Genomic DNA, 21,089 nt, shown 5'->3' on the forward strand with positions numbered 1-21,089 from the left:
CGATTGATCATCGATCAGCGAATTATTGGCCCGGCCTTCCGCGCGCTTTAGTCAGCCGGAAGGTCCGGGATTTCGGCGTTTCCGACGCCCCAGTCATCTCTCGATACCGAGCCCATTTCGTATGCGCGGCCCCTCGCGCGAAGAAGCGATTGCAAAGACCATGACCGACACCGCTGAAAAGATCGACTACTCCTCGACCCTCTATCTGCCGCAGACGGAATTCCCGATGCGCGCCGGCCTGCCGCAGAAGGAGCCGGAAACGGTGGCCCGCTGGCAGCAGATGGGCCTCTACAAGAAGCTGCGCGCATCGGCCGCCGGCCGCGACAAGTTCGTGCTGCATGACGGCCCGCCCTATGCCAACGGCAACATCCACATCGGCCACGCGCTGAACAAGATCCTCAAGGACGTCATCAACCGCTCGTTCCAGATGCGCGGCTTTGACGCCAACTATGTGCCCGGCTGGGACTGCCACGGTCTGCCGATCGAGTGGAAGATCGAGGAGAAGTACCGCGAGAAGGGCCAGAACAAGGACGAGGTCCCTGTCAACGAATTCCGCAAGGAATGCCGTGATTTCGCCTCCGGCTGGATCCAGGTCCAGGCCGAGGAGTTCAAGCGCCTCGGCATCGAGGGCGACTTCGACAATCCCTACACGACGATGAACTTCCATGCGGAAGCCCGCATCGCCGGCGAATTGATGAAGATCGCCAAGCTCGGCCAGCTCTACCGCGGCTCCAAGCCGGTCATGTGGTCGGTCGTCGAGCGCACCGCGCTTGCCGAAGCCGAAGTCGAATATGCCGATGTCGAGAGCGACATGATCTGGGTGAAGTTCCCGGTCACCGAAGGTCCGGACGCGCTTTCCGGCGCCTTCGTCGTGATCTGGACGACAACGCCCTGGACCATCCCGGGCAACCGCGCCATCGCCTTCTCGTCGCGTTATGCCTATGGCCTCTATGAAGTGGCGACCGCCGAGAACGACTTCGGCCCGCAGCCGGGCGAGAAGTTGATCTTCGCCAAGCGCCTGGCCGACGAATCCGCAGCCAAGGCCAAGCTCACCTTCAATTTCGTTCGCGACCTTGAGGCCAACGAGCTTTCTGCCGTCACCTGCGCCCATCCGCTGCATGGTCTCGGTGGCGGTTACGCTTTCAAGGTGCCGCTGCTCGATGGCGATCATGTCACCGACGATGCCGGCACCGGCTTCGTGCACACCGCCCCCGGTCACGGCCGCGAGGACTTTGATGCCTGGATGGACAGTGCCCGCGCGCTCGAAGCCCGCGGTATCTCCTCGGCGATCCCGTTCACGGTCGACGATGCCGGCTACTTCACTGCCGACGCCCATGGCTTCGGTCCCGATGCCGAAGGTGGCGCCGGCCGCGTCATCGACGACAAGGGCAAGAAGGGCGACGCCAACGATCGCGTCATCAAGGCGCTGATCGCCCGTCATGCGCTCTTTGCCCGCGGCCGCCTGAAACACTCCTATCCGCATTCCTGGCGTTCCAAGAAGCCGGTCATCTTCCGCAACACGCCGCAATGGTTCGTCTATATGGACAAGGCGTTCGGCGACGGCACAACGCTGCGTTCGCGTGCGCTTTCGGCCATCGACGACACCCGCTTCGTTCCCGGCGCCGGCCAGAACCGCCTGCGCGCGATGATCGAGGGACGCCCGGACTGGGTGCTCTCGCGTCAGCGCGCCTGGGGCGTGCCGATCGCGATCTTTGCCGACGACCAGGGCGAGATCCTGATCGACGAGGCCGTCAACGCCCGCATCCTCGACGCGTTCGAGCAGGAGGGCGCCGATGCCTGGTTTGCCGAAGGTGCCAAGGATCGCTTCCTCGGCAACGACCACGACCACGAAAAGTGGCACCAGGTGATGGACATCCTCGACGTGTGGTTCGATTCCGGTTCGACCCACACCTTCACGCTCGAAGACCGTCCGGACCTGAAGTGGCCGGCCGACGTCTATCTCGAAGGTTCGGACCAGCATCGCGGCTGGTTCCATTCCTCGCTGCTCGAGGCCTGCGCGACGCGCGGCCGCGCGCCCTACAACGCCGTTGTCACCCATGGCTTCACCATGGATGAGAAGGGCGAGAAGATGTCGAAGTCCAAGGGCAACACCGTCACGCCGCAGGAGGTGATGAAGGATGCCGGCGCCGATATCCTGCGCCTGTGGGTGATGACGACGGACTATTGGGAGGATCAGCGTCTCGGCAAGACGATCATCCAGACCAACATCGACGCCTATCGCAAGCTGCGCAACACGGTCCGCTGGATGCTCGGCACGCTTGCCCACGACAAGGGTGAAGAGATCGCCTATGCCGACATGCCGGAACTCGAAAAGCTGATGCTGCATCGGCTGGCGGAACTCGATCAGCTTGTGCGCGAAGGCTACGATGCCTTCGACTTCAAGAAGATCGCCCGTGCGTTGATCGATTTCTCGAACGTCGAGCTCTCGGCTTTCTATTTCGACGTGCGCAAGGACGCGCTCTACTGCGATGCGCCGTCGAGCCTGCGCCGCCGTTCGGCACTCGCCGTCATCCGCAAGCTCTTCGATTGCCTCGTCCTGTGGCTGGCGCCGATGCTGCCGTTCACCTCGGAAGAAGCCTGGCTGTCGCGGAAGCCCGATGCGGTTTCGGTGCATCTCGAACAGTTCCCGGCGATCCCGGCGGAATGGAAGAACGATGCGCTCGAAGCCAAGTGGGACAAGATCCGTACGGTCCGCACCGTTGTCACCGGTGCGCTCGAGATCGAGCGCAAGGACAAGCGCATCGGCTCGTCGCTGGAAGCGGCTCCGGTCGTCTACGTCGCCGATCCGGAACTCTTGAAGGCGCTGGAAGGCCAGGACTTCGCCGAGATCTGCATCACGTCGGGCATCGTGATCGAAGCCGCGGAAGGCCCTGCGGATGCGTTCCGCCTTGCCGACGTGGCCAAGGTGAGCGTCGTGCCGAAGCTTGCCGAAGGCCAGAAATGCGCCCGCTCCTGGCGGATCACGACCGATGTCGGTTCCGACCCGATCTACCCCGACGTGTCGGCCCGTGACGCCGCTGCCTTGCGCGAACTTGGTTTCAAGGCTTAACGCATTGTTACCGGATGAATTGCACTCGTTGCGTTCATCCGGTAAAACCTGCCCGAAATTTGGCGGATTTCTCCGCCATGGGCGCTTGAGTGGCCGCGCTGACCGGTGGCCGGCTGGAAGGAATCTCATGGAAATGACGCGAGAGTTGCGAGTGTTTGCCAGCGTGGCCGCCATTTTGACGAGCGGCCTGGTGCTTTCGGGCTGCATCGGCGGCCCGACCTATGGCACGGACAAGACCGCCGGCGAACAGCTCATGGACGACCTCGGCAGCGTCGCCAGCTTCGGCCCGCCGAAGCGTGATCCGGTCAAGTATCAGCCGCGCCCCGGCCTCGTTCTGCCGCCGTCGGCGCAGCAGACTGCTCTCGTCGAGCCGCAGAAGTCGCTTGCCAGCCGTGAGGCTAACCCGGAATGGGTCGAGTCTCCGGAAGAGGTTCGCAACCGTCTGCGCGAAGAGGCCGACGCGAACAAGAACAACCCGAACTACGTTTCCCCGCTTGCCAAGGCTAGCGCCAACGGCCGCCGGCTCTCGGCCAAGGAGCAGCAGGAAGCTTATCGCGCAGGCCGTAAGATCGAGATGGGCGCCTATTCCGACAAGCGACGCTTCCTCAGCGATCCGCCGCTTGATTACCGCCGCCTGCCGGAGGGTACCGAGACCGAACTCGGCGAGCCGGAGAAGGACAAGGAGCGCCGCCGCAAGAAGGAGGCGCAGATCAAGAATTCCGGCTCCAAGTGGTACTGGCCTTTCTAAGCAGCGCATAAGCCATGACGATCAGCATTCGCGACGCTCGCCCGGAAGACGCGCAGACCATTCTGCGCTTCATCACCGAACTTGCCATCTACGAGAAGGAGCCCGACGCAGTCGAGGCGACGGTCGAGATGTTGCAGGCCTCGCTCTTTGGTCCGGGTTCCATTACCCGCGCCGTGATCTGCGAGAAGGACGGCAAGCCCGCAGGCTTCGCCATGTGGTTCTACAACTATTCGACCTGGCAGGCACGCAAGGGTCTCTACCTTGAGGACCTTTACGTTACGCCGGATTGCCGTGGCTCCGGCGCTGGCAAGATGCTGCTGAAGCATCTGGCGAAAATTGCCGTCAAGGAAGGCTGCGGCCGCTTCGAATGGAGCGTGCTCGACTGGAACGAGCCGGCGATACGGGTCTACGAGGCGGTCGGTGCCGAGCCGATGTCCGAATGGACGCGCTACCGTCTCTCCGGCGCGGCCCTCGAAAGCTTCGCGGCCGACTGAGGCGACCTCAAGAAAATCTGAAACGGGCTCGCGTTCAGAGTCGGGATTGGTTTCACCGCTTGCCGGCGAAGAAATTCCTGAGAAGGTCGGCAGCCTCGCGCTCGGCGAGGCCCGAATAAACGTCCGGCACGTGATGGCAGGTGGGAGAACCGAAGAAGCGCACGCCGCTGTCGACCGCGCCGCCCTTCGGATCGTCCGCGCCGTAGTAGAGGCGGCGGATGCGGGCGAACGAAATCGCCGCGGCGCACATGGTGCAGGGTTCGAGGGTGACGTAGAGATCGGCGCCCGTCAGCCTTTCGTCCTTGAGGACGGCAGCAGCCTCGCGGATGGCGACAATCTCCGCATGTGCAGTCACGTCGTTGAGTTCACGGGTGCGATTGCCGGCGCGGGAGACGATCTGGCCATCGAAAACGACCACGGCGCCGATCGGCACTTCGCCGCGTTCTGCCGCCTTCCTGGCCTCCTCAAGGGCCACATCCATGAAGTGTGTCGTCTCAGCCATCGCTCAAACAATAATTTCTCTTAACCCACGGGCCGCGACCTGATAGGACAGCCGCAAAAGGCAGGCAACACAAATGACATCCAAAGACAAGCCCACACGGCCTGGCGGCAAGTCCGCCGGCCGGGACAAGAAACCGCATTTCGCCGACAAGAAGGCTGGAGCACCGAAAAAGGTTGCAGGCCCGAAGACATTTGGCGCCAAGACCTCCGGACCTAAGGCTGACGGCCCCAAGTCCTTCGGACCAAAGACCGGCGCTTCGCGTCCGGCCAGGGAGCGCCCGAACGCGGCTGCTCCGGGTGTCGACGAACCGCAGCGCATCTCCAAGATCCTGGCGCGCGCCGGCGTCGCCTCGCGCCGCGACGTCGAGCGCATGATCATGGAAGGCCGCATCAAGCTCAACGGCGTCATTCTCGATACGCCGGTCGTCAACGCGACGCTTGCCGATGCGATCGAGGTCGATGGTCAGCCGATCCGCGGCATCGAGCGCACGCGCCTCTGGCTCTACCACAAGCCGGCCGGCCTAGTGACCACCAATGCCGATCCGGAAGGCCGCCCAACCGTATTCGAAAACCTGCCCGACGAACTGCCGCGCGTTCTGTCGATCGGCCGCCTCGACATCAACACCGAGGGCCTGCTGCTTTTGACCAACGATGGTGGTCTTGCCCGTGTGCTCGAACTACCGTCGACCGGCTGGCTGCGCCGCTACCGCGTTCGCGCCCACGGCGAGATCGATCAGGAAGCGCTCGACCGGCTGAAGGACGGCATCGCCGTCGACGGCGTGCTCTATGGCGCGATCGAGGCGACGCTGGACCGGGTGCAGGGCTCGAACGTCTGGATCACCATGGGGCTGCGCGAAGGCAAGAACCGCGAGATCAAGAACGTGCTCGGCGCGCTCGGTCTCGACGTCAACCGCCTCATCCGCATTTCCTATGGACCCTTCCAGCTCGGCGAACTGCCGGAGGGACATGTCCAGGAAATCCGTGGCCGGACGCTCCGCGATCAGCTCGGGCCGCGCCTGATCGAGGATGCCAAGGCAAACTTCGACGCACCGCTTTACAACGATCAGGCAGCGACCGTAGCCGGCGACGCGCCGGAGGATGATACCGCCGATACGCGCCGGCCTGAACGTGCCAACCGCTGGGAAAAGCCGGAGGACAAGCGCGAGCGTGCTCTGGCCCGGCTCGACACGCGTCGCGACGATCGCCGTGACGGCGGCCGCAAGGACGGTCCTCGTGGCAAGGGCGGCTCCCGCGACGACCGTGACGCCAAGTTTGAGGACCGGCCGAAGCGCGCGCCGGCGCAGCGCGCCCGCACCGCCAATGTCTGGATGGCGCCGGGCGCCCGTCCGCTGGCCGAAAAGAAGCCGAAATCCGCTGAAGGCGACGCCACGGAGAAGCCCGCCCGTCGCGAGCGTCCGGAAGGCGCGCCGAAGACCAAGCGCTACGGTCGCAGCAAGGATGGCTTTGCGACGAAGACATCCGGCAAGTTCGACCCGGACCGCAAGGGCGGCTCGCACAGGGACTTCGATCGTCCCGCTGCGGCCGCGCCGGTCAAGCGTCGCGACGAAGAGGGCGAATGGATCAGCGCCAGCGAGCCTGCCCGTCGCGGCAAGGACGAGGGCCGGGATGGCGGCTTCGGTCGGCGCAAGGCGGGCGACGCGGGAGACCGCAGGTCGCGCGATCACGGTGACCGTCCTGCGCGCCGTGAAGGCGGCGACCGTCCTGCTCGTTCTGAAGGCGGGCCGCGCAGCTTCTCCGACAAGCCGCGGTTCCCGCGCGCCGATGGCGACCGGCCTGCCCGCCGCGAAGGTGGCGACCGCCCGCGTGGTGATCGACCTGCCCGCTCCGAGGGTGGTCCACGCAGCTATTCCGACAAGCCGAGGACCCCGCGTGCCGAGGGCGATCGTCCGCCACGCCGCGAAGGTGGAGACCGACCGTTCGGTGATCGGCCTGCCCGCGCCGAAGGTGGACCGCGCAGCTATTCCGACAAGCCAAGAGCCCCACGCGCCGAGGGCGATCGTCCGCCGCGCCGTGAAGGCGGGGACCGTCCGTTCGGCGATAAACCCCGCGGCAAGTCCTTCGGGGGCAAGCCGTCCGGTGGAAAGTCCTTTGGCGAACGCACTGGCGGCCCGCGCGGCGGCAAACCTGGCGGCGGCAAACCCGGCGGTGGGCGCCCCGGCGGCGCTGGACGCTCCGGTGGTGGCGGACGCCCGGCCGGCGGCGGCAAGCCGCGCGGCAGAGGAAACTAAGCGGCGGTGCGTATCGTCGGTGGAGAGTTTCGGGGGCGCAGCCTTGCGACCCCCAAGTCCAACGATATCCGTCCGACCACGGACCGGACGCGCGAAAGCCTGTTCAACATCCTGAGCCATTCCTATCCGGAGGCGCTCGACGGCACCCGTGTGCTCGACCTTTTTGCGGGCACCGGCGCCGTTGGCTTCGAGGCTCTCTCACGCGGGTGCCGGCAGGCACTCTTCGTCGAGCAGGGCGTCGAGGGCAGGGGACTTCTGCAGACGAACATCGAAACGCTCGGCCTCCAGGGCCGAGCCAAGGTCTTCCGCCGTGACGCCACCAGCCTCGGCGGCGTCGGCACGATGGAGCCGTTTCATCTGGTTTTCGCCGATCCGCCCTACGCGAAGGGTCTCGGCGAGAAGGCGCTGGAATCTGCCGCCGCCGGCAATTGGCTCGTCCCCGATGCACTGGTGATCCTCGAAGAGCGGGCGGACGTTCAGCCCGCGCCGACGGCCGTGTTCGAGCGGCTCGATGTCAGAGCCTTCGGCGATACACGCATGCATTTCTACCGCTTCCGCGGTGCCTGACCGTCATATTTTCGATTTCTTTGCGAAGATAGGCTGACGCCGACCATACACGTTTCCTTATCCCGCGCCTTACGGCGACCTTCTGCATAATTTGTCCTTAAAATGATTCCGCTTTAGGGAATCATGCAGAAGCGGAGGACATGCCGATGAAGCAGGATCTTTCGATGACGAAGGCGCCGACGCAGGTGACGAGCCAACCGACGGTGGCCCTGGCGCTTGGCGGCGGCGGCGCGCGCGGGCTTGCGCATATTCACGTCATCGAGGCCCTGGACGAGCTCGGCATTCGCCCGGTGGCGATCGCCGGCTCTTCGATAGGCGCAATCATGGGTGCCGGCATGGCGGCCGGCATGCGCGGCGAAGAGATCAGGGGCCACACGCTCTCGACCATCGGCCATCGCCGCGAGGTCCTCAATCGGCTCTGGCAATTGCGGCCGTCGAGCCTTTCCGAAGCCATGGCGAACGGTTTTCGCTTCGGGCAATTCAATGTCGAGCGCGTTCTCAGGGCTTTTCTGCCCGAGGCCATTCCGCCGAAGTTCTCGGATCTCGGCATCCCGCTCAAGGTGGTCGCTACCGACTATTACGGCCAGACAGAACATATCTGCGAAAAGGGTGACCTGTGGCAGGCGCTGGCTGCCTCCGCTGCCCTGCCTGCGATCTTCATCCCGGTGAAGATCGGCGGGCGCGTGATGATCGACGGCGGCATCTACAACCCTATCCCCTTCGATCATCTGCGCGGCCTGGCGGACATCGTCATCGCCGTCGATGTCGTCGGTGGTCCTGACGGCGACGGCAAGACGATCCCGAGCCGCATCGACAGCCTGTTCGGTGCGAGCCAGTTGATGATGCAGTCGATCATCGCGATGAAGCTCAAGGAAGGTGCACCGGATATCCTGCTGCGCCCAGATGTCGGCCGCTACCGGGTGATGGATTTTCTGCGGGCCCAGGACGTGCTGAACGGAACCGTCGCCATCAAGGACCAGCTGAAACGGGCGCTCGACGAGCGGATGCGGGCGCCGACGCTCAAGTGAGCGCCGACGACTGAGGGCCGGTTCGCCTGAGCGAGACTACGCGCTTTCGCGCTCGTCCGCAGGAAGCCCCGGCAGGATCCGTTCGCCAGTCTCCTGGGAGTGATCGACCTCGCGCTTCGGCTTGACCAGCGGCTCCGGCCTGACGGGACGCGAATGCAGCATGTCGCGACCGGCTGTGATGCCTTCGGCCTCCTGCAGCACGAGCCGGGCCTCGTCGCGCTTGCGGATGTCGTCCATGATGGCGATTGCCTCGTCGTCGCCGACCCCCAAAGCCTCCAGTGTCTTGCGGCCGAAGAGCAGGCCGGACTCGAAAGTCTCGCGCAATTCGTAGTCGACGCCTTTGGCGCGCAGTTCCAGCGTATGCAGGCGGTCGTAGGAGCGGGCGTAGATGCGTGCATTTGGATATTCGGACTGCACGAGGTCGATGATGTGGTCGGTCGTTTCCTTCTTCTGGGTGCAGACGGCGACGATCTTGGCCCGTTCGATGCCGGCGGCGCGCAGCACGTCGAGACGATTGCCGTCGCCGAAATAGATGCGGAAGCCGAAGGTCGCGGCCTGGCGCACGCGCGCGGCCGAATGGTCGATGATCGTCACGTCGCGGCCGCCGGCGAGCAGGATTTGCGCCGCGATCTGGCCGAAGCGGGAGAAGCCGATCATCAGCACGTCGGCATTGGCGCCGTCGAAATCTTCCTCGATCTCCTCGTCCATCTCGTCCTGTTCGCGCATCAGCTTTGCGGCCAGCATGGAGGCAAGCGGCGTCAGCGCCATCGACAGTGTCACGATCGCAACCAGCAACGAGGCGTCGCCATCCGAGAAGACGCCAGCGGTTGCCGCCGCGGTGAACAGCACGAAGCCGAATTCGCCGCCCTGCGGCAGCAGCAGGCTGATGCGCACCGCGTCGTTGTGGTGGGATCCGGTGAGCCGGCAGAGCCAGTAGAGCACCAGGCTCTTCAGCGCCATCAAGAGCGGCACGGCGATGATGATCAGCTGGTAGCGCTCGACGATGACGCCAAGCTCCAGCGACAGACCGACGGCCATGAAGAACAGCGCCTGCAGGATACCGCGGAACGGTTCGATATCCGCTTCGAGTTCATGGCGATAGGAGGATTCCGCCAAGAGCACACCCGCGAGGAAGGCACCCATCGCCATGGAGAGTCCGGCAAGCTGCATCATGGTCGCCGCGCCCATGACGACGAGCAGGGCGGCGGCGATCATGACGTCGCGGGCGCCCGTGCGGCCGATGATCTGGAACAGGGGGTTAACGAGGTAGCGGCCGGCAGCGAAGAGCACGACGATCGCTGTGGTGGCGATCGCAAAATCCTCGAGCGGCGGTGTCGTATCCTCAGGCGCTTGCGCCGCCATAAGCGGGATCAGCGCCAGCAGCGGCACGATCGCGAGATCCTGCAGCAGGAGAATGGAGAAGGATCGCTGCCCGTAGCGGGTGTTGCGGTCGTTGCCCTCGTCGAGGATCTGCATGGCAAAGGCGGTCGACGACAGCGCCAGGCCGAAGCCGGCGATGATGCTGCCGCCCTGGCCGAGGAGCCCGAGGGCATAGATCATGGAAGAGAGCACGATGCCGGTCAGCACGACCTGAGCCGTGCCGAGGCCGAAGATATCGCGCCGCATCTGCCAGAGACGTGACGGTTTCAATTCGAGGCCGATGATGAACAGCAGGAACACGACGCCGAGCTCCGAGACATGCAGGATCTGCTCGCCATCGGTGATGCTTTGGGCGACCGGACCGATGAGCACGCCGGCGCAGAGATAGCCGAGGATAGTGCCGAGGCCGAGCCGCTTGAAGATTGGTGCGGCGACCACTGCGCCGCCGAGCAGCATCAGCGCCTGAGAATAGATGATCGGTGTCGTTGCCATGCCTGCGGCTTTCACTATTGGGCACCCGGCCCCGATGAGGGAGCTTTCGAGAGCGGTCATTTGCGGTGTATGGGCGGGAATCAGGCCGATGCCCTTGATGCCTGCGTCACTGCACAATAAATGGGGCAGGAATGAAAGGCTACATCATGTCAGACACGATCGATTCTGCCGACCTCGAAAAACGCGCCTCCGAACTCGTGGACCTCGCCCGAAAGGCCGGCGCCGATGCGGCGGATGCGGTGGTGGTGCGCGGGCGCTCCCGTTCCGTCTCTGTGCGCCTCGGCAAGGTCGAAGCGACGGAAGCCTCCGAAAGCGACGATTTCTCGCTCCGAGTATTCGTCGGGCGACGCGTCGCCAGCGTTTCGGCCAATCCGGGCTTCGATCTGAAGCTGCTCGCCGAACGCGCCGTCGCCATGGCCAAGGCTTCGCCGGAGGATCCCTTTGCCTCGCTCGCCGATGCGGACCGGCTGGCAAGCTCCTATCCCGACCTCGACCTCTTCGACCCCACCGCCGTTTCCACGGATTCGTTGACGGAAGCGGCATTGGCTGCCGAAGAGGCAGCACTTGCGGTCTCAGGCGTCACCAACTCCAGCGGTGCCGGCGCTTCGGCCGGCATGGGCGGTCTGGTTCTCGTTACCTCGCACGGTTTCTCCGGCTCCTACATGGCGACCCGTTTCGGTTGCTCCGTCAGCGCGATTGCCGGCGAAGGCACGAAGATGGAGCGCGACTACGATTTCGACAGCCGCCTCTATGTCGGTGATCTCCGGCCGGCCGAGGAGATCGGCCGCCTTGCGGGCGAACGTGCGGTCGCGCGCCTCAATCCGCGCCAGGTGCCGACGGCCAAGAACGTCACCGTCGTCTTCGATCCGCGCATGGCGCGCGGCTTCGTCGGCCATCTGGCGGGCGCGATCAACGGTGCGGCCGTCGCCCGCAAGACGAGCTTCCTGCGTGACCGGATGGGCAAGCAGGTGATGAAGGCGGGTCTTTCTGTGACCGACGACCCGCTGATCGTGCGCGGCTCTTCTTCGCGTCCCTTCGACGGCGAAGGTGTCAGTGGCGAAAAGCTCGTGATGGTCGAGGACGGGGTGCTGAACCATTGGTTCCTGTCGACCTCGGCAGCGGCCGAACTCGGTCTGGAGACCAACGGCCGCGGTGTGCGCGGCGGCCCGACGGTCAACCCGGCCTCGACCAATCTGGCGCTCGAGCCGGGTTCGATCTCGCGTGAGGATCTGATCCGCGGTGTCGGCAACGGCTTCTACGTGACCGAACTGATCGGCCAGGGCGTCAACATGGTGACCGGCGAATACAGCCGCGGCGCCTCCGGCTTCTGGATCGAGAACGGCGAACTCACCTTTGCCGTCTCCGAGGTGACGATCGCGTCCAATCTCAAGGACATGTTCATGGCATTGACGCCGGCAGACGACATCGATCGCAAGTTCGGCGTTGCCGCACCGACGCTTGCCATCGAGGGCATGACGCTCGCTGGTCTCTAAACAGGCCGAAGACAAACCGGCGCGGGGACCCGCGCCGATCCGGCTCTCGTGCTATAGGAGAGGCGGGCTGACGGGGTTTTGAATGTTTGACACAGCACCATCGGGCGCGGACTGGAAGCCGGATCTCGAGTTGATCCGCGCCGCCGCGGTCGTCGCCGGGGAAACGGCGCTCGGTTATTTTCGCAAATCGCCCGACGTCCGCTGGAAGAACGAGGGCCGCTCGCCGGTCAGCGAAGCGGATCTGGCGGCAAACGATGTGCTGAAGACGCGGCTGCTTGCGGCGCGGCCCCACTACGGCTGGCTGTCGGAAGAGACCGACGACGACTCCAGCCGCCTGACCCGCGAAACGGTCTTCGTCGTCGATCCGATCGACGGCACGCGTGCCTTCATCGCCGGCAAGGAACTCTGGTGCGTCAGTGTTGCCGTCGTCCACCGGGGGCAGCCCGTCGCCGGCGTCCTCTATGCTCCGGCGCTTGACGAACTCTTCGAGGCGGTCGCCGGCGGTAGCGCGCTGAAGAACGGCACGGCGATCTCGGTGCGAGAGGCAAAGGCCGGGGAAATGCTGCATCTGGCGGCCGCCGAAGATACGGTCGGCAAGCTTCCGGCCGTCTATCGCAACACCGTCACGCGCGTGCCGCATGTTCCGTCGCTTGCCTATCGGCTGGCCATGGTTGCCGACGGGCGGATCGACGGTACGCTGGTGAAGAAGAATTCCCATGATTGGGATCTGGCTGCGGCCGATCTCATTCTCGCCCGGGCCGGTGGCGCGCTCGTCGATCTCGACGAGCAGCCCTTGTCCTACAATCGCTCCAGCGTCGTTCACGGCGTTCTCTGCGCAGCGGCAAAGCCGCTCTTGCCAGGCCTGATCGCCGCATCGCGGTCGATGGAGCCCCATTGACCTTTGGGGCCGAATGCCTCAAATCAACGCCCATACCCAAAAAGAAAAATGGAATTCCGATGGCTCACGAATCCGAGAAGAAACAACGTCTGCACCTCGTCTTTGGCGGTGAACTCACCACGCTGACGGACGTCCACTTCCGCGATCTGGACAAGCTCGATATCGTCGGCATCTACCCGGACTACGATAGCGCTCTCGTTGCCTGGAAATCCAAGGCGCAGATGACCGTCGACAACGCTCACATGCGCTATTTCATCGTCCACATGCATCGTCTGCTCGACCCGGAAAACGGCTGATGCCGATGAGGTCGGGATGCGCGGCGCAAACCCGCATGCCAGTCGCCCCTAAGTTTCTCGCCGCTGAGACGGCTGGGGAAGGTGTCTCGTCATGAGCAGCTTTCGCGCGCGCCTGGCGCTCTCCAGCTATCGCTGGATCGGCTCGGCCATCTATCCCCTGGTTTGGTCCTACCTTGCCATTCGCGCGGCGAAGGGCAAGGAGGATCCGGCTCGCCGTCGCGAGCGCTACGGCCATGCGAGCGCACCACGGCCGCAAGGCCCGCTCGTCTGGTTTCACGCCGCCAGTGTCGGCGAGACCAATGCGGTCATCCCATTGATCAAGGAAATCCGCAGGCGCGGCATCAATGTCGTGCTGACGACGGGTACGATGACCTCGGCACGTGTCGTTGCCCAGCGCCTGGGAACAGGCGTCATCCACCAGTATGTCCCGCTCGATTTCAAGCCGGCGGTCAGCCGGTTTCTGAACTATTGGGAGCCGGATCTCGCGATCATCGCCGAGTCCGAAATCTGGCCGATGACCATCCTGGAGCTCGGCCGGCGCCATATTCCGCAGGTTCTGGTGAACGGCCGTCTGTCCGATCGCACCTTCGCCCGGTGGAAGCGGCGGCCGGCGCTTGCCGACGCGCTTTTTGAAAACCTGGCGCTGGTCATCGCACAGTCCGACGTCGATGCGGAGCGCTTCCGCACGCTCGGCGCGCTGCCGGTCATGGTCTCCGGCAATCTGAAGGTCGACACTGATGCGCCGCCGCATGATCCGCTGGCGCTGAAGGAGTATGAGCAGCAGATCGGCACGCGGAAGACCTGGGCGGCGATCTCGACCTTCGACGGCGAGGAAAACGCGGCCGGCGTCGTGCACCGCGCGCTGAAGGAACGGACCGGCCTCCTGACGATCATCGTGCCGCGCCATCCCGAGCGCAGTGATGCGATCGAGGCGGCGCTGACGGCCAAGGGCCTGAAGGTCGCGCGCCGCACGCGGCGTGATCCGCTGACGCCGGATGTCGATGTCTTCCTCGGCGACACCATCGGTGAAATGGGCCTCTATCTGCGCCTGACCGAAGTCGCCTTTGTCGGCCGCTCGCTCTTTGCCGAAGGCGGCCAGAACCCGCTGGAGCCGGCGATGCTCGGCTGCGCTATCCTGTCCGGCGGCAATGTGCAAAATTTTCGCGAGACTTATCAGACGCTTGCAAAGAACGGCAGCGCCAAGATCGTGCGCGACGTCGAGATGCTGGCGAAGGGCGTCAACTATCTGCTCGCCAACGACGACATGCGTCGCTCGATGATCGATGCCGGCCTCGAAACCGTGCAAGAGATGCGCGGCGCTCTGTCGGCGACGATGAAGGGGCTCGAGCCCTATATCAATCCGCTCATCGTCAAGGCGCGTCTCAATCCCCCGACCGAAAGCTGACACAAACAGGAGACGATCCCTCATCATGACCGCACCCAAGGCCATAGCCGGCATCCTGTTCGACAAGGACGGAACCCTGCTCGACTACGCAAAGAGCTGGGTGCCGGTGAACTATGAGCTGGCACGGCTTGCGGCCAAGGGTGATGAGGCATTGGCCCGCGTATTGCTGAAAGCGGGCGGCATGGACGCCGACACCGGCCATGTACTGCCTGACAGCCTGCTTGCGGCGGGCAACACGGTTGAGATCGCGACCGGTTTCGTGGGGGCGGGCGCGCCCTTTACCGTGGCGGATCTCACCACCCTGTTCGACAGCCTGTTCGCGCGCTCGGCGGAATATGCCGTCCCGGTCACCGATCTTGGCACATTCTTCGCCGGTCTGCATGCCAAGGGCTATCGGCTTGGGGTCGCCTCCAGCGACAACGAAAAATCGATCCGCGAGACCGCCAAACGCTTCGGTTTCGATGGTTACCTGCATTATGTAGCGGGTTATGACAGCGGCTACGGCGTCAAGCCGGAGCCTGGCATGGTGCTCGGCTTTTGTGCCGCAACAGGCCTGGAGCCGCAACAGGTCGTCGTCGTCGGCGACAACAATCACGACATGCACATGGGCCGCAGTGCCGGCGTCGGCATGACGGTCGCGGTGCTGACCGGGACCGGTTCGCGCCAGTCGCTCGCGGCGGCTTCGGACCATTGCCTTGCCGACATCACCGAACTTGAGGCTGTCCTCTAGAGCGCCGTGTGTTCAGATGAACGCACTAAGGACGCTCTAGCACTTTGTTTCTAGAGCATCTTTCCGCTTTCACGTGATTCCGCTTGAAAGCGGGACGCTCTAGTCGCAAATCCGGGAAAAGCGTGAAGCACTTGTCTGTCGGCAGGCCATTCTGCCGCGCGGCCGCCGGCCCAGGTCGCTGCAATCGTATCCATAGCTTGCGTTTTTTCACATTCTGACGTTTTTTGGGCGATCCGCCGGCTTCCGGCGGCAAGAACGACATATGTCCTCCCGGAGCGGATGGACGACACCGGCTGGGGCACGGAACGAAGATGGTATCGGAAGCGCCACCATTCTGGTGGACAAAGGCGGATTGGCGTGCGCGCGCGTTGTGGCCGTTTTCATGGGTATATGGCCGGATTGCCGGCCTGCGCATGGACCGAGCCCATCGAGCCTCGGTTCCGGTTCCGGTCATCTGCATCGGCAACTTCACCGTCGGCGGCGCCGGCAAGACGCCGACCGCGATCGCGCTTGCCCGCGTCATCCGTCAGAAAGGGTTGAAACCCGGGTTCCTGAGCCGCGGCTATGGCGGCTCGCTCGACGTGACGACCGTCGTCGATCCGGAGCATCACCGTGCGCGCGATGTCGGCGACGAGCCCCTGCTTCTGGCGCGTGAGGCGTTGACCGTCGTCTGCCGCCGCCGTGTCGATGGCGCCCGCCGGCTGGCGAAGGAAGGTGTCGATATCATCATCATGGACGACGGCTTCCAGAGCGCGCGTCTGGCCTTCGACTTTGCGCTTTTGGTCATCGACTCGCGCCGCGGCATCGGCAACGGCTATCTGGTGCCGGCAGGCCCGGTGCGGGCGCCGCTGCCCAATCAACTTCGGCACGCCACGGCATTGCTGAAGATCGGCGGCGGCACGGAGGCCGATGCCCTGATCCGCCGCGCAGCCCGTGCCGGAAAGCAGATCTACGAGGCCGATGTGGTGAGGCTCGACGACGGGTCGCTGAAAGGCGTCAAGGTCCTTGCCTGGGCCGGTATCGCCGATCCGGAGAAATTCTACCGCACGGTGCGCGAGACCGGTGCTGTCGTCGAGGAAACCCGCAGCTTTCCGGATCATCACCATTTCTCCGACGACGAGATCGCCGACCTGCTCAATCGAGCGGCGGCCTTGGGCTGCACGCTTGTCACGACCGCCAAGGACATGGTTCGGCTCGAGCCCGGCCATGGCCGCGCCGCCGAGTTGGCCGCGGCCAGCCGCGTGATCGAAATCGACGTGCGCTTCGACGACCCTATGGCGCCCAAGAAGATTATCGAGACGGCACTTGCTGCCGCGCGCGCGCGAAAGCTGCGCGAAGGCGCGAGCAAGTAATCACTTATCGGTGTGGGAGAAGCCGGGCTGAGCCTTAGCGGCGCTGGTTCGGCAGCGCGCCGGCGCGCTTTTCCGCCTCGAGCGAGGCTTCCGCATCGACATAGGCTTCCTGCCGGGCGACGCTCCAGTAGCGCAGCTCGTCGACGGGAATGGTCTTGCCGGTCATCGCGCAGATCACATGCGAGCCGGCGAGAATGATCTGAAAGTCGCCGTCGAGATAACGGATTTTCGCCTCGCGCGACGCGCTTCCTTCAAACCGGTTCATCATGTTCGTTGCCTATTGCGTCTCTGTGGTCTGTTCTCTGGTCTAGCTCGCCATCCGGCAAAATGCCAGCCGCATTTCGCCGCCGCGCGCGATCAGCTTCGGCCGAACAGCCGTTCAATATCGGAAAGCTTGAGCTCGATATAGGTCGGCCGCCCGTGGTTGCATTGGCCGGAGCCGGGCGTCGCCTCCATCTGCCGCAGCAAAGCGTTCATTTCCTCGGTGCGCATGCGTCGGCCGGAGCGCACCGATCCATGGCAGGCCATCGTCGCGGCAAGATATTCGAGCCGGCTTGTGAGGCCGTTGGCGGTGTCCCATTCGGCAAGTTCGTCGGCAAGCTGGCGCACCAGGCCGACGGCATCCATTTCGCCGAGCATGGCAGGCGTCTCGCGCACGGCGATCGCCCCCGGGCCGAAGCGTTCGATGGCAAGGCCAAGGCGGGCGAACTCCGCCGCATGCGCCATCAGCCGGTCGCAATCGTCTTCGGCCAGATCGACGATTTCCGGGATCAGCAAAGCCTGCGCCGCGACGGGCCGTGAATGCAGCGCCGTGCGCATCGCCTCGAACACCAGCCGCTCATGGGCGGCATGCTGGTCGACGATGACGAGGCCGTCATTCGTCTGGGCGACGATGTAGTTCTCATGGAGCTGCGCCCTGACCGCGCCGAGCGGGAAGGATGGCGGTGCCGGCGTTTCCTGTTGCGCGACCGCTGCCTCACGCTCGGACGGGGCGCCAGTCCGTGCCGATGGTGCCGCAAAGGCAGCGAAGCTCGCCTGCGGCTGTTCGGAGAAGCGGCCGTTCACCGTCTCGAATTGCATGGGTCGTGATGGCGAAGTTTCCGGCGTCCACGGCGCCTGCGGCCGATAGGACTCCGGTCGGAAGGCCCGCATCAGACCACTGGCGCCGGTGGTTGCCGCCCGGTCACCTTCGCGCGTCAGCGCCTGGCGGATCGCGCCGATGATCAGACCTCGGATGAGGCCCGGGTCGCGGAAGCGCACATCGGATTTCGCCGGATGCACATTGACGTCGACGAGCGCCGGGTCGAGCGCGATCGACAGCACCGCGACCGGATAGCGGCCGCTCGGGATCGTTTCGGAATAGGCGGCGCGGATCGCCGACAGCAACAGCTTGTCCTGCACCGGGCGGCCATTGACGAAGACATATTGCTGCAGCGAGTTGCCGCGATTGTAGGTCGGCACGCCGGCAAAGCCGGTGAGCCCGACATCTTCGCGCTCGGCATCGATCTCGATCGCGTTGTCGCGGAAATCCTTGCCGAGCACCTGGGCCATGCGCGCCAGACGATCGTCGCCGGTCGCCGGGAATTCGAGCGTCGAGCGGTCGCTGCCTGAGAGCACGAAGCGGACCGCCGGGAAGGCGATCGCCATGCGGCGTACGATCTCGGAGATCGCCGCCGCTTCCGCCTTCTCGGACTTCATGAATTTCAGCCGCGCCGGCGTCGCGAAGAAGAGGTCGCGGACCTCGACAACCGTGCCGGTATTGGCGGGCGACGGGCGGACCGGATCGGTCTTGCCGCCGGTGACGGCGATGACCGCGCCTTCGCTGGCGCCGGCCGTGCGCGTGGTGATCGAGAGGCGAGCGACCGAGCCGATCGAAGGCAGCGCCTCGCCCCGAAAGCCGAGCGTGCGAATGTCGAACAGGCTGTCGTCGAGCTTCGACGTACAGTGCCGGCGCACCGCCAGTTCGAGATCGTTCGGCGTCATGCCTGAGCCATTGTCGGTCACGCGCAGGAGCGTCTTGCCGCCGCCTGCGGTCGCGATTTCGATGCGCGTGGCGCCGGCGTCGAGGGCGTTCTCAATCAGTTCCTTGGCGGCGCTGGCGGGGCGTTCGATGACTTCGCCGGCGGCGATCTGGTTGATGAGGGTTTCTGAAAGTTGCTTGATGGCCATGTCCCATTTTCCCGGATTCGCTTGGGAAACGAAAGGGGAAATGGCGCCTCGTCCGCGGCCTTAAATGAACGCGGTCTTCGTTGCGGAAAAATGAGCGGGCGGTTTAATCGCCCCTTAACACTCTGCTGCGATTTTCCACAACAACCTGAATGATCACGGGTTTTGTCTTTTGAGCATTGCGGCGTAGCTGGACGCCGTACTCCCGCCGCTCGAAGAGACGCCTGCCAAGGCCTTCCCAGCATGTCCCGAAATGAACCGCCGCCGCAGCGCCGCGCGTCCTACTGGGCGCGCTGAGGTCGCTGTAGCACTGTGAATGGCCGCATGTTTCCTCAGATCGGGGACGATTGAAGTATGCGGTAGGCGAGTGAGGACAGCGCAATGAGCGATGGGGCGTCGAACGGCGCGGACATCAACCGGATCATTCTGGAGTCGAGCTGCGACGCACTCGGCATCGCTGTGCTTGTCTGCAGTCGGGACGACACCATTCTCTTTGCCAGCCGCACGATGCTGCAGTTCTTCCCTGTGCCGTCGGAAATCCTGATGCCGGGCACGCGTCTGCGAGATTTTCTCGGCGCCGTTTATGACACCGGCGTTCGCCCCGGCACCGTTCCGGAAAGCAGCCGCCGCCGCACCAATCGCGAGGACTGGATTGCCGAACATATGGCGCTGCACTGGCGCGAACGTTACGAAAGCGTCGAGCGCGCCGGCCGTACCCGCTGGGTTTCGATGCGCAAGCGTCGGCTATCGAGCGGCATCGGCATCCTGTCGATCAGCGACGTTTCCGACCAGAAGAAGCGCGACGAGCAGCTTCAGACGGACCTGGAGCGCGTCGAGCTGACCGAACAGATCCTCGATGCCCAGCCCAATCCGATCTGCGTCAAGGATCGCAACCTTAACTATATCGCCGTCAACAAGGCCTTCTGCCTGATCCATGATCTGCAGCAGGATGCCATTCTCGGCCGTTCCGCCTGGGATCTGGTCGAAAGCGAGCTTGCCGAACGTTTCGAGCAGTCCGACCGGATGGTGCTCGAGACCGGCAAGCCATACTCGCAGGCCGAGCACATCGTGCGCGCCGATGGCAGCGATCTCTGGGTGCTCACGCGCAAGTACCGCGTCGGCATGCCCGGCCGTCATTTCGTCGTTACCTGCATGAACGACGTCACCGATATCGCCCTCTTGCATCAGAGGAGCGATGAGCCTCCGGCCGAAGTTGGCCTGCAGATCCGCGATTACAGCATCTTCGCCGCGGCGCAGAATTTCTACGACCCGTTCCGGGCGCTGAATGTCCAGCAACTCGTGGAAGCGGGATCGATGATCGAGACCTTGCCGGCCCGCGGACTTCGTGTCCTGGTTGCCACGGCCGACCGGGCGATGGAAGACCGGCTCGTCGCGCGCCTGCGTGGGTCCGGGCTCGACGCCTGCGCCGTTCGCGATGCAGGTGAGCTTCGTGCCTTCGGACATGCGGTCGAAGACGTCGGCATCAAGCTCGATGTCCTGCTGCTCGACCTGGCGTTTTCCGAGAGACAGCAGATCGTTTCGGCCTGGCGTCATTGCCCGGTCCTTCCGCTTTCCGCGCAGCAGGACGGCGCTGCGGTGCTGGCCGAAGTGTTCCGCGTCTGCTCCGAGCGGACTCCGGCGTCTCCGACGCTGCAGCCCGATTGGTCGTTGTCGTTTGAAGGCGAGGGGATTGCTGCACCGCCGCCGACGCCGCAGGTCGACGTGCTCGTTGCCGAAGACAATCAGATCAACCAGTTCGTGTTCACGCAAATCCTGGAGGGACTCGGCGTCTCGCATCGCATCGCCGCCAACGGCCGCGAGGCCGTCGAGCTCTGGCACGAACTGCAACCGGCCCTCGTGCTGATGGACGTCTCGATGCCGATCATGAACGGCTTCGATGCCACGGTCGCCATCCGGTCGGCAGAAAACGCCAGGGGACAGAAAACGCCGATCATCGCGGTCACCGCGCAGGCACTGGATATCGACCTGCAGCAGTGCAAGGCATCGGGCATGGACGACCATATCATGAAGCCCGTGAGCCCCGACATGATCGAGGCGGTGCTTAGAAAATTCATGCCGGCAAAGGCGATGCGAACGGCAGGTTGAATGAAAGACGTGTCAACTCGCTAGAATTGGGGAGGCTAATGGCAGATCTAGGAGCAGAGCGATATCGGATTGTTAACCGCCGATTGCGATCGTCTGCACCGAATTGCCGTTAAA

Annotated in this window: 17 protein-coding genes; 13 read left to right on the forward strand and 4 right to left on the reverse strand. The window is 64.3% G+C overall.

The window, feature by feature from the left end; all coding sequences use genetic code 11:
• The first annotated feature begins 160 nt into the window (after nucleotides 1-160).
• From ileS to AC070A_RS12910, 3 genes are all read left to right on the forward strand, one after another.
• The gene (gene ileS / locus AC070A_RS12900) at nucleotides 161-3,070 is read left to right on the forward strand and encodes an isoleucine--tRNA ligase (RefSeq protein ID WP_110878128.1); all 2,910 of its coding nucleotides are present in this window, start codon (nucleotides 161-163) and stop codon (nucleotides 3,068-3,070) included.
• A gap of 127 nt (nucleotides 3,071-3,197) precedes the next feature.
• Nucleotides 3,198-3,818 (forward strand): hypothetical protein, encoded by a 621-nt coding sequence (locus AC070A_RS12905; RefSeq protein WP_057250871.1) that lies wholly within the window; start codon nucleotides 3,198-3,200, stop codon nucleotides 3,816-3,818.
• A gap of 14 nt (nucleotides 3,819-3,832) precedes the next feature.
• Nucleotides 3,833-4,312, forward strand: a complete 480-nt coding sequence (locus tag AC070A_RS12910) for a GNAT family N-acetyltransferase (RefSeq protein WP_057250869.1) — start codon at nucleotides 3,833-3,835, stop codon at nucleotides 4,310-4,312.
• A gap of 52 nt (nucleotides 4,313-4,364) precedes the next feature.
• Here AC070A_RS12910 and AC070A_RS12915 read toward each other — a convergent pair whose 3' ends face one another.
• Nucleotides 4,365-4,814 (reverse strand): nucleoside deaminase, encoded by a 450-nt coding sequence (locus AC070A_RS12915; protein ID WP_057250867.1) that lies wholly within the window; start codon nucleotides 4,812-4,814, stop codon nucleotides 4,365-4,367.
• A 73-nt stretch (nucleotides 4,815-4,887) separates the two neighbouring features.
• Here AC070A_RS12915 and AC070A_RS12920 point away from each other — a divergent pair, with 73 nt between their 5' ends.
• The 3 genes from AC070A_RS12920 (at nucleotide 4,888) to AC070A_RS12930 (ending at nucleotide 8,657) form a co-directional block, all read left to right on the forward strand.
• Complete coding sequence (locus AC070A_RS12920) at nucleotides 4,888-7,062, forward strand: pseudouridine synthase (protein WP_162727981.1); 2,175 nt, start codon at nucleotides 4,888-4,890, stop codon at nucleotides 7,060-7,062.
• A 6-nt stretch (nucleotides 7,063-7,068) separates the two neighbouring features.
• Nucleotides 7,069-7,629: a 16S rRNA (guanine(966)-N(2))-methyltransferase RsmD gene (gene rsmD, locus AC070A_RS12925; protein WP_057250863.1), complete on the forward strand. Its 561-nt coding sequence runs from the start codon at nucleotides 7,069-7,071 to the stop codon at nucleotides 7,627-7,629.
• A gap of 146 nt (nucleotides 7,630-7,775) precedes the next feature.
• A complete protein-coding gene (locus tag AC070A_RS12930; RefSeq protein ID WP_057250862.1) occupies nucleotides 7,776-8,657 on the forward strand; it encodes a patatin-like phospholipase family protein in 882 nt (293 codons plus the stop codon).
• A gap of 36 nt (nucleotides 8,658-8,693) precedes the next feature.
• Here AC070A_RS12930 and AC070A_RS12935 read toward each other — a convergent pair whose 3' ends face one another.
• Entirely contained in the window at nucleotides 8,694-10,529 is a 1,836-nt protein-coding gene (locus tag AC070A_RS12935; RefSeq protein ID WP_058325442.1) for a monovalent cation:proton antiporter-2 (CPA2) family protein, read from the reverse strand.
• Between the two features lie 146 nt (nucleotides 10,530-10,675).
• Between AC070A_RS12935 and AC070A_RS12940 the strand changes: the two genes are divergently transcribed.
• The 6 genes from AC070A_RS12940 (at nucleotide 10,676) to lpxK (ending at nucleotide 16,703) form a co-directional block, all read left to right on the forward strand.
• On the forward strand, nucleotides 10,676-12,022 hold the full coding sequence (locus AC070A_RS12940; RefSeq protein WP_058320535.1) for a TldD/PmbA family protein: 1,347 nt from the start codon (nucleotides 10,676-10,678) through the stop codon (nucleotides 12,020-12,022).
• An 82-nt stretch (nucleotides 12,023-12,104) separates the two neighbouring features.
• Nucleotides 12,105-12,920 (forward strand): 3'(2'),5'-bisphosphate nucleotidase CysQ, encoded by an 816-nt coding sequence (locus AC070A_RS12945; protein WP_058320437.1) that lies wholly within the window; start codon nucleotides 12,105-12,107, stop codon nucleotides 12,918-12,920.
• Nucleotides 12,921-12,979: 59 nt separating this feature from the next.
• On the forward strand, nucleotides 12,980-13,216 hold the full coding sequence (locus AC070A_RS12950; RefSeq protein ID WP_057250859.1) for a DUF4170 domain-containing protein: 237 nt from the start codon (nucleotides 12,980-12,982) through the stop codon (nucleotides 13,214-13,216).
• Between the two features lie 91 nt (nucleotides 13,217-13,307).
• The gene (gene waaA, locus AC070A_RS12955) at nucleotides 13,308-14,621 is read left to right on the forward strand and encodes a lipid IV(A) 3-deoxy-D-manno-octulosonic acid transferase (RefSeq protein WP_058320436.1); all 1,314 of its coding nucleotides are present in this window, start codon (nucleotides 13,308-13,310) and stop codon (nucleotides 14,619-14,621) included.
• 25 nt (nucleotides 14,622-14,646) lie between these two features.
• Nucleotides 14,647-15,351 (forward strand): HAD family hydrolase, encoded by a 705-nt coding sequence (locus AC070A_RS12960; protein ID WP_112994551.1) that lies wholly within the window; start codon nucleotides 14,647-14,649, stop codon nucleotides 15,349-15,351.
• 311 nt (nucleotides 15,352-15,662) lie between these two features.
• Nucleotides 15,663-16,703 carry a tetraacyldisaccharide 4'-kinase gene (lpxK, locus tag AC070A_RS12965; protein ID WP_112994550.1) on the forward strand — a complete coding sequence of 347 codons (1,041 nt, stop codon included), beginning with the start codon at nucleotides 15,663-15,665 and terminating at the stop codon, nucleotides 16,701-16,703.
• A 34-nt stretch (nucleotides 16,704-16,737) separates the two neighbouring features.
• Here the strand turns inward: lpxK and AC070A_RS12970 are convergent, their stop codons facing one another.
• Both AC070A_RS12970 and mutL read right to left on the reverse strand, forming a co-directional pair.
• Nucleotides 16,738-16,971 carry a DUF2093 domain-containing protein gene (locus tag AC070A_RS12970; RefSeq protein WP_057250852.1) on the reverse strand — a complete coding sequence of 78 codons (234 nt, stop codon included), beginning with the start codon at nucleotides 16,969-16,971 and terminating at the stop codon, nucleotides 16,738-16,740.
• 89 nt (nucleotides 16,972-17,060) lie between these two features.
• Nucleotides 17,061-18,872 (reverse strand): DNA mismatch repair endonuclease MutL, encoded by a 1,812-nt coding sequence (gene mutL, locus AC070A_RS12975; protein WP_112994549.1) that lies wholly within the window; start codon nucleotides 18,870-18,872, stop codon nucleotides 17,061-17,063.
• Nucleotides 18,873-19,250: 378 nt separating this feature from the next.
• On the opposite strand from mutL, the gene AC070A_RS12980 reads away from it, so the two are divergent.
• Nucleotides 19,251-20,975, forward strand: a complete 1,725-nt coding sequence (locus AC070A_RS12980; protein ID WP_112994548.1) for a response regulator — start codon at nucleotides 19,251-19,253, stop codon at nucleotides 20,973-20,975.
• Nucleotides 20,976-21,089 lie beyond the last annotated feature (114 nt).

Source organism: Ensifer sp. GW101-20A05, assembly GCF_059424735.1.